The 6,990-nt window shown below is 66.3% G+C and carries 6 protein-coding genes; 5 read left to right on the top strand and 1 reads right to left on the bottom strand.

The features are described from left to right. The 4 genes from QMX83_RS03745 to QMX83_RS03730 form a co-directional block, all read left to right on the top strand. A partial coding sequence (locus QMX83_RS03745) for an efflux RND transporter permease subunit (protein WP_282295314.1) occupies positions 1 to 598 on the top strand: 598 nt, incomplete at its 5' end. A gap of 22 nt (positions 599 to 620) precedes the next feature. Next, positions 621 to 2,015: an efflux transporter outer membrane subunit gene (locus QMX83_RS03740; protein ID WP_282295313.1), complete on the top strand. Its 1,395-nt coding sequence runs from the start codon at positions 621 to 623 to the stop codon at positions 2,013 to 2,015. After that, positions 2,015 to 3,466 (top strand): DcaP family trimeric outer membrane transporter, encoded by a 1,452-nt coding sequence (locus tag QMX83_RS03735; protein WP_282295312.1) that lies wholly within the window; start codon positions 2,015 to 2,017, stop codon positions 3,464 to 3,466. The genes QMX83_RS03740 and QMX83_RS03735 overlap by 1 nt, the downstream gene beginning before the upstream one ends. A gap of 93 nt (positions 3,467 to 3,559) precedes the next feature. Beyond that, complete coding sequence (locus QMX83_RS03730; RefSeq protein WP_282295311.1) at positions 3,560 to 4,864, top strand: MipA/OmpV family protein; 1,305 nt, start codon at positions 3,560 to 3,562, stop codon at positions 4,862 to 4,864. On the opposite strand, the gene QMX83_RS03725 is transcribed toward QMX83_RS03730, so the two are convergent. Then, on the bottom strand, positions 4,861 to 5,457 hold the full coding sequence (locus tag QMX83_RS03725; protein WP_282295310.1) for a DUF308 domain-containing protein: 597 nt from the start codon (positions 5,455 to 5,457) through the stop codon (positions 4,861 to 4,863). The genes QMX83_RS03730 and QMX83_RS03725 overlap by 4 nt on opposite strands. A 171-nt stretch (positions 5,458 to 5,628) precedes the next feature. Here QMX83_RS03725 and QMX83_RS03720 point away from each other — a divergent pair, with 171 nt between their 5' ends. Then, positions 5,629 to 6,987, top strand: coding sequence for an amidohydrolase family protein (locus QMX83_RS03720; RefSeq protein WP_282295309.1), 1,359 nt, complete (start codon positions 5,629 to 5,631; stop codon positions 6,985 to 6,987). Positions 6,988 to 6,990: the final 3 nt, after the last annotated feature.

Below are 6,990 nucleotides of genomic sequence, written 5' to 3'. Positions count from 1 at the left end.
GCGGGAGATGGAGCGCATCGCCGCCGAGGTGCTACCTGCCGGGGTGCGCTTTGAATGGACCGGGACCGCACGCGAGGAGCAGGAAGCGGCAGGCCAGGTCGGGTTGCTGCTGGGCCTGGCGTTCGTGGTGGCGTTCCTTCTGCTGGCTGCGTTGTACGAAAGCTGGATCACCCCGGTGATCGTGCTGCTTGTGGTGCCACTGGGCATTCTGGGCGCAGTGCTGTTCACCGCCGCGCGTGGCATGTCGGCGGATGTGTATTTCACGGTAGGACTGGTGACCATCATCGGCCTGGCTGCCAAGAACGCCATCCTGATCGTTCAGTTCGGGCTGGATGAAGAGGCGCAGGGCGTGCCACCGCGCGAGGCGATCCTACGCGCGGCGCACCAGCGCCTGCGCCCGATTCTGATGACCAGCCTGACCTTCATCGTCGGCATGGTGCCGCTGGTGATCGCCACCGGTGCCGGTGCCGCCAGCCGCCAGGCGGTGGGTACCGGTGTGCTTGGCAGCATGCTCAGCGCGACCGTGCTGGGCATTTTCTTCACGCCGCTGTTCTACTACCTGCTGCGACGCAGGTCGGCGGAGAAGGCCGATGCGTAGCCGGCATGCACGAAGGGGGATGATGGCGCTGGCGGTAACCGCACTGTGCGGCTGCAACCTCGCACCGCCGTACGTGCGCCCCGAGGTCGCGGTGCCGTCGACATACGTGACCTCGATTGACTCGCCCGTGCACGACAGCGGCATGAGCGCGCCGGTCCTCGGTTGGTCCGCTTATTTCCAGGACCCTGTGCTGCAGGGTTTGATTGAACAGGCGCTACGCAACAACCGGGACCTGGCCGCTGCCGTGGCACGTATGGAACAGGCCCGCGCGCAGTTCCGCATCCAGCGCAGCCAGCGGCTGCCCGGTCTGGAGATCAGCGGCTCCGGCCAGCGCCTGCGCACGCCGATCAGTGCCGCGGATGGTGCGGCGAGGGTGACCGTGGACAACTATGCCGTTCAGGTGGGCATCCCCGCATTCGAACTGGATTTCTGGGGCCGCGTCGCCAATCTCAGCGAAGCCGCGCGCCGCCAGTACCTGGCCACTGCTGAAGCGCGTGATGCTGCTGCACTGAGTCTGATCGCCACCGTGGCGGCCACTTACTACGCCGTGCGCGCCAGCGAAGCGGGGATCGTGCTGGCCGAGCGCTCGCTGGCCAGCCGGCAGGAAACCCGTGAGCTGGCGCAGCTGCGCATGGACGCCGGCCTCACCTCATCGGTGGACTTCAACCAGTCGTATGCACTGGTTACCCAGGCCGAGGTGCAGTTGGCTGAACTCCGACGCAGCCATGGCCAAGCGGTGCAGTTGCTGCAGTTCCTGGTGGGCACCCCGCTGCCGCCCACGCTGCCCCCAGGACGGCCGTTGGAGCCGGATGCGCAACTGGCCCGGCTGCAACCTGGACTGCCATCGGCGTTGCTGGAGGCGCGGCCGGACGTGCGACTGGCCGAGCAGCAGCTGCGCGCGGCGAATGCCAACATCGGCGCGGCGCGCGCCCTGTATTTTCCCTTGATCGCGCTGACCGGGGCAGGCGGCTATGCCTCCAGCTCGCTGTCGGGGCTGGTGTCGGACAGCAACCGGGTGTGGTCATTCGGGGCCGGCGCGGTACTGCCGTTGCTGGACTGGGGCGCGCGCCGGGCACGCGTGGACGCCGCGGTGGCCGCTCGCGACGAACGCGAGGTGAGTTACCAGTCCACGGTGCAGAACGCCTTCCGTGAGGTGGCCAGCGGCTTGGTCGCCGCCGAGCAGAACGACCGCCAGATCGCGGCGCAGCTGCAGGCAGTGCAGGTGCAGCAGGCATTGGTGGACACCGCACAGGACCGCTACGAGGTTGGCCTGACCCCGTACCTGGAAGTGCTGGACGCCGAGCGCAGCCACTTCACCGCCGAGCAGACCCTGTTGCAGCTGCGCGCCAGCGCACTGCAGGACGCCGTGAACCTCTATGCCGCGCTGGGTGGCGGCCAACTGTCGAGGAGTCCCTGATGCGCCTTCCACTTTCACTGCTGTGCCTGGCCAGCGTGGCGTTGCCCGCCAGTGCCATGGGCCAGACCCGCGACGCCGACCAGGATGCTGAAATCCAGCGCCTGCGCCAGACCGTTGAACAGCTCACCGCGCGTATCCAGGCGCTGGAAGGGGGGAAGACCACGAGCACTCCTTCGGCCGCAGCGGTGGGCGTCGCGACAGCGCCCAGCGTCGTCAGCGCGCCGGCAGCAGTGCCGGCTACCGCGGCAGCGGTGGCCACGCCGACGGTGCTGAACGTGACCATCTCGCCGCTGCCGCCGCGCGATCCGTTCGACGAGGATGACCAAGCCGGCGCACGGATGGACAACGAGGTGCCCCCGGGCGACGAACTGGAAGGTTTCTTCGCGCTGCCGGGCACCTCCACCTGGTTGCGCCTGAGCGGCTACGCCAAGCTGGACGCGATGTATGACGACGGCGACGCCGGTGACAGCGATATGTTCATCACCTCGGAGATACCCGTGGATGGTGGGCGGGACAGTGCCCGCTTCAACATGCACGCCCGTCAGACCCGCTTCACCATCGAGGCGCGCCGCGATACCGGGGCGGGTCCGCTTCGCTTCGTGCTGCAGAACGACTTCTTTGGTTCTGGCGGCAGCTATGGCTATCGGCTGCGCCATGCCTACGGGCAGCTGGGCAATACCTACGCCGGCTTCGGCTGGTCGGCGTTCATGGACCTGGATTCGGGACCCGACACGCTCGACTTCGCCGGACCCGGGGCGTCGCCGTCAGCGCGGGTGGCCAGCGTGCGGCAATACATTCCGTTACGCGGCGGCAATCAGCTGATCATCGCGGCCGAACATCGCGCGCCGGAACTGCAGCTGGATGGCGCGACCCAGCAGTCGCGGACCGCCGCGCCCAACCTGGTGCTTGCCGCGCGACATGAGGCCGACTGGGGCAGCCTGCAGCTGGCCGGCGTGCTGCGCTACCTGGCGTTTGATTCCGCCCGCGACAGCGGTGAAGGCAGCGACGGCACCACCGCAGGCGGTTTGGCCTTCAGCGGCACCTGGGGCGGCAGCAGCGGCAGCTATTTTGTATTCGGTGCCGTCGGCGGGCAGGGCATTGCCGCCTATCTGGGTGATCTGGGTGGGTTGAACCTGGATGGGGTGGTGGATGCCAACAACGAGATCCAGACCCTGCAGCAGTACGGCGGCTGGATTGGCTACACGCACCGCTGGTCGCAGCGCTGGCATTCCACGGTGACCTGGAGCCGGTTGTACCTCGAACGTGACGCGCTGCTCGATCCTGCCGTGTTCCGGCGCAGCGACTATGCCGCAGCCAACCTGATCTGGCAGCCGGCACCCAGCTGGAGCTGGGGCGCGGAAGTGCTGTACGGCAAGCTGCAGGAACAGAGTGGAGCCAGTGGCGACGTGTTCCGGGTGCAGACCGCATTGAAGTACGACTTCATCAAGTAGGAGTGCGTCATGAACAGGCGGCGCAGCGGGCGGCGGATGTTGGCATGGGCGGTCTGCGTAGGGTGTGTCCCTGTGGCCGCGGCCCAGGACGCCATGCTTGGCACCTTGCTGGAGGAACCCGGCAGCGCCGGCCTGGGCATGCTGGTCCGGGTGGAAACCTCGCCCTATGTCGGGGCCGACGACCGGGTGGACCTGCTGCCGCTGTATCTGTACGAAGGCGAGCGCTTCTTCCTGCGCTCCAATGCAGCGGGCGTGCGAATAGCCACGCAGGACAACCAGGGGCTGGAACTGTTCGTGGAGCGGCGGCTGGAGGGATATCCGGAGGACGAAACCCCTGACATCCTGCAGGGCCTGCGCACCCGCAATGGCGAAGCCGACCTCGGAGCCCGCTACTACTGGAAGCAGGATCGCCACGGCTGGGACCTGAGCGTTCGCCAGGATATTTCGAGCACCTCCAAGGGCACCGAACTGCGTGCCGGCTATGGCTATACCTGGCGCGGCCAGCGCTGGGATGTGCAGCCGGTGGTGAGCCTGGAATGGCGCAATGCCCGACTCAACGACTACTACTTCGGCGTGGAGCCGTACGAGGCCGATGCAGGACGCCCCGCCTACGCGGCCGGTTCGGGACTGGATTTCACGGCAGGGATCTATACCCGCTACCGCTTCCTGCAGCACTGGAGCCTGCTCGGCGGGGTCTACGCCACGCGAGCGTCCAGCGCGGTACGCAACAGTCCGCTGGTCGACGACAGCGTGCAGTGGGGCGCGCTGCTGGGCGCGGCCTACGACTTCGGAAACGGCCAGGTACGCTGGGACAAGCCGGAGACACCGACCTTCGTCAAAGTGTTCTATGGCCGCGATTCGGCCGACGGCTGCCACATGGTCAAGATCATGACCTTCAGCTGCACCGACCTCAACGATGAGGATCCGACCGACATCTGGGGCGTGCATGTCGGGCGCCCGTTCGTCTCCGGGTTGAACGGCTGGCCGCTGGACCTGGTCGGCTATGTCGGCGTGCTGCGGCACGATGAGAAGGGGCACCAGCCCGACGCGTGGCAGATCGATGCCTACATGAAGGCGTTCTACTACGGCTTCCCGTGGTCGCATCGGGTGAAAACCCGGATCGGCTTCGGCTTTGGTCTTTCCTATGCCGAGCGGGTGCCGTATGCCGAGGTGCAGTCGCAGGCACGGCGCGAGCGCAACACCTCCAAACTGCTGAACTACCTGGACCCCAGCATCGACATCAGCCTGGGTGACATCTTCGGCAGCCAGCGCTGGCATGACCTTTATCTGGGCGTCGGGATCTCGCACCGATCCGGCATCTTCGGCTCGGCGCAGATGCTGGGCACCGTGGACGGAGGTTCCAACTACATCTACGCCTATCTGGAAGCGGCGCTCTAGCGTGATGGCGAGGGTCGTTTTGGCTCGCCCTCATGCCGCGCGAGCAGGGCGATGGCGATGTAGGCCGCGCCCATCGCCAGCATCGCCACGCCGATGCCCCACGAGGCGGACGCACGACCCGCCCAGGCGACACCGGTAACGCAGATGACAGCGGCCACCAGTGCGATCACACCCGAGGCCAGCGAGATCCAGCGATGCCCGCCCGCACTGAATCCAAAGGCAAGGCTGAATTGCGCCAGGGCCTGCACCACCAGTACGGCAGCGACGGTGGTGGCGACTGCATATGCCGCCCATTCCGGATGGGTGTAGATGGCGATGCCGCCGATGATCTGTGCCGCGCCCAGTGCAATGGTCATCGCAAAGCTGGGCAGGCCGCGCAGCAGGAATGCCTGTGAGAGTTGCAACGCGCCGGCAATGACCAGCAGTGCGGCCACCAGCAGGGTCATGGTGCGCACCAGCAGCGAGGCGGCATACAAACCCACCAACCCTACCAGCACCAGCAGCACACCCAGAATCAGCAGCCGTTGCCAGTGCGCCTTCATGGCGACACCGATGGAGCCAGGTTGCCGGCCAAGACGAGAAAAAACGGTCATGCCAGTGCTCCGGGCATTGGATTGGCTCCCATTAGGGGAGTGCGCAGGCGACACTGCAAGCGTCTTGCGTCATTCACTGGCGCATTCCCGGTAGAACTACTGAGCCTCCATCACGGCAGGTCACGGGTACTGCGGTGTAACGTCGTGTCATTCCACTCGAGGCGTCGCGTCATGTCGCACAGCCTGCTTCGATTGCTGGTGCTGAGTCTGGCCTTCGTGGCTGGCGCGCCCACTCCGGGTGCATGGGCACAGGCCCCCGCCGCAGCGGAAAGGCCTGCGACCATCGTGTTCAGCAATGTCCGGATCTTCGACGGAACACACCCGCAGCTTTCGCCGCCGCGCCATGTGCAGGTGGAGGGAAACCGTATCACCCGGATCTCTGCAACGCCCATTGATGCTGGGGGTTCGAAGCACATCGAGGGAGGTGGACGCACGCTGATGCCGGGCCTGATCGACATGCACTGGCACAGCATGTTTGCCGCGGTGCCCATCCAGTCGGCCATGAGTGCGGACAACGGTTACCTCAACATCGTCGCGGCAGGCGAGTCGCGCCGCACGCTGATGCGGGGTTTCACCACCGTTCGCGATGTGGGCGGTGCCGTGTTTGGTTTGAAAGCCGCGGTTGATGCGGGCCAGATCGAGGGGCCGCGCATCTTTCCCTCCGGTGCGATGATCACGGTCACCAGTGGCCACGGCGACTTCCGGCAGCCGTCCGATCTGCCGCGCGGCGTGGGACAACCCGGATCCCGCCACGATGTTGTCGGTGACAGCGCGATTGCCGATACGCCGGATGAGGTGCGCGTGCGCGTCCGCGAAATGCTCATGCGCGGCGCAAGCCAGATCAAGCTCACCGCCGGTGGGGGTGTCTCTTCTCCGCACAGCCCGCTCGACGTGGTGTCCTTCAGTGAGCCGGAGCTGCGCGCGGCGGTTGATGCGGCGCGCGACTGGGGCACGTATGTCACGGTTCACGCCTACACCCCGGAGGCCATCAACCGTTCGATTCGAGCCGGTGTACTCTGCATCGAGCACGCCAGCCTGATGGACGATGCCACCGCCCGTCACATGCGTGATACCGGCACCTGGCTGAGCACGCAGCCCTTTCCACCTGAGCTGGCCAATGCCTTCCCACAGGGCTCCAACGAGTGGCTCAAGGCACAGGAGGTGTTCGCCGGCACCGAGCAGACCTATGCACTGGCCAGGAAGTACCGGCTCAAGACCGCCTTCGGCACCGACGTGCTGTTCTCCAGGGAACTGGCGTCGCAGCAGAGCCGCATCCTGGCCAGTCTTACCCGCTGGTACACACCCGCCGAGACCCTGATCATGGCCACTGGCACCAATGCACAGCTGCTGGCCTTGTCGGGCAAGCGCAGCCCGTATGTCGGTCGCCTGGGCGTGGTGGAGGAGGGCGCACTGGCCGACCTGCTGCTGGTGGACGGCGATCCGCTGACCGACATCAGTCTGATCACCGATCCCGAGCGCAATTTCCTGGTGATCATGAAAGACGGCGTGCTGGTGAAAGCCCCGCGCTGAGCC

The sequence above is a fragment of the Stenotrophomonas sp. PS02289 genome (genome assembly GCF_029960115.1).
In the GTDB taxonomy this organism is placed as follows: domain Bacteria; phylum Pseudomonadota; class Gammaproteobacteria; order Xanthomonadales; family Xanthomonadaceae; genus Stenotrophomonas.
Note: the sequence above shows the minus strand (reverse complement) of the source record. Positions and strands in the feature narration are given on the sequence as shown.

What these genes read in the sequence shown, in the direction of transcription:
- QMX83_RS03720 (WP_282295309.1), top strand. Translation starts at nt 5,629, where the DNA reads ATGTCGCACAGCCTGCTTCGATTGCTGGTGCTGAGTCTGGCCTTCGTG.
- QMX83_RS03740 (WP_282295313.1), top strand. Translation starts at nt 621, where the DNA reads ATGGCGCTGGCGGTAACCGCACTGTGCGGCTGCAACCTCGCACCGCCG.
- QMX83_RS03725 (WP_282295310.1), bottom strand. Translation starts at nt 5,457, where the DNA reads ATGACCGTTTTTTCTCGTCTTGGCCGGCAACCTGGCTCCATCGGTGTC.
- QMX83_RS03730 (WP_282295311.1), top strand. Translation starts at nt 3,560, where the DNA reads ATGCTTGGCACCTTGCTGGAGGAACCCGGCAGCGCCGGCCTGGGCATG.
- QMX83_RS03735 (WP_282295312.1), top strand. Translation starts at nt 2,015, where the DNA reads ATGCGCCTTCCACTTTCACTGCTGTGCCTGGCCAGCGTGGCGTTGCCC.